The organism is Burkholderia sp. AW49-1, assembly GCF_053427845.1.
Genome location: NZ_JBSAXF010000140.1, coordinates 1 through 245 on the forward strand (window position 1 = coordinate 1; position 245 = coordinate 245).

At 65.7% G+C, this 245-nt stretch carries 1 pseudogene; it reads left to right on the forward strand.

Features of this window, described 5'->3' with window-relative positions:
• Nucleotides 1–245 (forward strand): annotated as a pseudogene (locus ACV22W_RS33780) (YadA family autotransporter adhesin); the annotation flags it as partial.

Consider the following 245-nt stretch of genomic DNA (forward strand, 5'->3'; position numbering starts at 1 on the left):
GCTATGACGATGCGACGAAGGGCACTGTTTCGTTGGCCGGCAAGGACGGCACGACGCTGTCGAACGTGGCGGCAGGCAAAGTAAGCGAGACGAGCAAGGATGCGATCAACGGCACGCAGTTGCATGGCACGGCGCAGAGCGTGGCGGCCGCGCTGGGTGGAGGCGCGAAGGTCAAGACGGACGGGACGCTGGAGGTGCCGACGTACAAGGTAGGCGGCACGGACGTGCATAGTGTGGGCGACGCG